This is a genomic window from Amaricoccus sp. (assembly GCF_036846665.1).
In the GTDB taxonomy this organism is placed as follows: Bacteria; Pseudomonadota; Alphaproteobacteria; order Rhodobacterales; family Rhodobacteraceae; genus Amaricoccus.
In genome coordinates this window covers 1-2,448 of the sequence record NZ_DAIUBO010000369.1, presented here as the reverse complement: position 1 = coordinate 2,448, position 2,448 = coordinate 1, and the positions used below count along the sequence as shown (strand labels likewise).

The following is a 2,448-nucleotide window of genomic DNA, read 5'->3' as shown; positions in this document are numbered from 1 at the left end:
AGACGACGGGCCCGCCGCCCGGGGCCAGCCCCTGGGTATGGGGCGGCCCGCCGGTGGCGACGATCACCACTTCCGGGTCGGCGGCCAGCACCGCCTCGCCATCGGCGAAGCTGTTGAAGCGGAAGGCGACGCCCAGCCGCTCGCATTCGGCGAAGCGCCATTGCACGACCTGGATCATCTCCTGGCGCCGGGGCGTCCGGGCCGTCAGCCGGATCTGACCGCCCGGATCCTTCGCCGCCTCGTGCACGGTCACCGCATGCCCGCGCAGCGCCGCGACCCGCGCCGCCTCGAGCCCCGCGGGACCGGCGCCGACCACCACCACCCGCCGCGCCGCCGCGGCCTTGGGCACCGCATGGGGCATGGTCAGTTCGCGGCCCGTCGCCGGGTTGTGGAGGCAGAAGGCCGCGCCGCCCTGATAGATGCGGTCGAGACAATAATTCGCGCCCACGCAGGGCCGGATCCGGTCCTCCTCGCCGGCCAGGATCTTCGCCACGATATGCGGGTCGGCCATATGCGCGCGGGTCATGCCGACCATGTCGAGCTTGCCCGAGGCGATGGCATGGCGCGCGGTGGCGACGTCCTGGATCTTGGCGGCGTGGAAGGTGGGGAAATCCGTCGCCGCCCGGATCTCGCCGGCGAAGTCGAGATGCGGCGCGCTGCGCATCCCCTGCACCGGGATCACGTCGGTCAGCCCGGCGTCGGTGTCGATATGGCCCCGCACCACGTTCAGGAAATCGACCAGGCCGCTGGCCTTGAGGCGGCGCGAGATCTCGAGCCCGTCCGCCTTCGTCAGCCCGCCGGGCAGGCCCTCGTCGCCGGAATAGCGGATGCCGACGATGAACTCGGGCCCGACCCGGTCGCGGATCGCCTGCAGCGTCTCGAAGGTGAAGCGCAGCCGGTCGTCGAGGCTGCCGCCCCAAGGAGCGTCGAGGTGGTTGGTCAGCGGCGACCAGAACTGGTCCATCAGATGGCCGTAGGCCTCGAGCTCGATGCCGTCGAGGCCGGCCGCCTTCATGCGCTCGGCCGCATCGGCGTAATTCCCGATGATCCGGGCGATGTCCCAGTCCTCGGCCTTCTTGGGAAACGCCCGATGCGCCGGCTCGCGCGCATGGCCGGCGGAGACGACGGGCAGCCAGTCGGCCTTGTCCCAGCGGGTGCGGCGGCCGAGATGGGTGAGCTGGATCATCACCGCGCAGCCGTGCCCGTGGCATTCGTCGGCGAGCTCCCGCAGCCAGCCGACGACCTCGTCCTTCCAGGCGAGGATGTTGTTGAAGACCGGCGGGCTGTCGCGCGCCACCGAGGCCGAGCCCGCGGTCATCGTCAGGGCGAGACCCGCCCGCGCGCGCTCGACGTGATAGGCCCGGTAGCGCGCCTTCGGCATGCCGTCCTCGGGATAGGCCGGCTCGTGGCTGGTGACCATCAGCCGGTTGCGGAGCGTCAGATGCTTCAGCTGGTAGGGCTGCAGGAGGGGATCGTCGTGCATGGCCGTCTCCCTGTGGCGCGCCGCCGCCTTGCCAGAAATGTACACTAATGTCAACTTATCGTTCATCTGTGACTATTTCCCTTGTGATCCACTCGCCCCGCGGCTAGGCTGGCCCCATGGATGCGCCGGCGCAGACCGAGGAGAAGACCACCGGCTGGCGCGGGTCGCGCGAGCTCTGGCTCGACGCCGCCTGCGACGCGCTCCTCGAAGGCGGCGTCGATGCGGTCAAGATCCGGCCCCTCGCCGCCCGGCTCGCTTTGTCGCGCACCAGCTTCTACTGGTTCTTCCGGGACCGCACCGAGCTCCTCGACGCCCTGCTCGAACGCTGGGAGGCACGCAATACCGCGAGCCTCGTCGCCGGCTGCGATGCCTATGCCGAGACCCTGACCGAGGCGGTGCTGAACCTGATCGCCGTCTTCCTCGACGAGGCGGATTTCGCGCCGCAGCTCGATTTCGCGGTCCGCGGCTGGGCGCATCAATCCGAGGCGGTGACCGCGCGCGTGAACGCCGCCGACGACCGCCGCCTCGCGGCGATCCGCGCGATGTTCGCGCGCTTCGGCCTGCCGCCCGACGAGGCCGACGTGCGCGCCCGCACCGTCTATCTGGTGCAGATCGGCTATATCGCCATGCAGGTCCGCGAAACCCTGGCGACCCGCATGGGCCGCATCCCCGCCTATGTGAAGACCTTCGCCGGCCAGGCGCCCGCCGACCGCGAACTGGCGCGGTTCTACGCCCGCTTCGGATACCGGCCCGGGCCCTGAGCCGGCATTCGGCAGAATCAATTGGTAGGGCGCCGCGAACCGGCAATAGCGAGGCATTGCCTCGCGCCGGTTCGTCGGCCGGAGCGCGCGAGCGCGAAGGCCGAAGGGGGTTGGATTTCAAAGGCGGTGGGCAATCCGCGCGCGCCTGTCTGGGCGGGCGCGCTTGTCGCGCCTGCCGGGGGCAGGCAGGCGCGCGCGGATTTG

General features: G+C 70.7%; 2 protein-coding genes. One reads left to right on the top strand and one right to left on the bottom strand.

Going from position 1 to position 2,448, the window contains the following annotated elements; translation table 11 throughout:
- The coding region (locus tag V7050_RS20360; protein ID WP_324411191.1) for an NADH:flavin oxidoreductase at positions 1-1,483 on the bottom strand (1,483 nt) is incomplete at its 3' end.
- Between the two features lie 116 nt (positions 1,484-1,599).
- Between V7050_RS20360 and V7050_RS20355 the strand changes: the two genes are divergently transcribed.
- On the top strand, positions 1,600-2,244 hold the full coding sequence (locus V7050_RS20355; protein ID WP_324369761.1) for a TetR/AcrR family transcriptional regulator: 645 nt from the start codon (positions 1,600-1,602) through the stop codon (positions 2,242-2,244).
- Positions 2,245-2,448: the final 204 nt, after the last annotated feature.

What these genes read in the sequence shown, in the direction of transcription:
- V7050_RS20355 (WP_324369761.1), top strand. Translation starts at nt 1,600, where the DNA reads ATGGATGCGCCGGCGCAGACCGAGGAGAAGACCACCGGCTGGCGCGGG.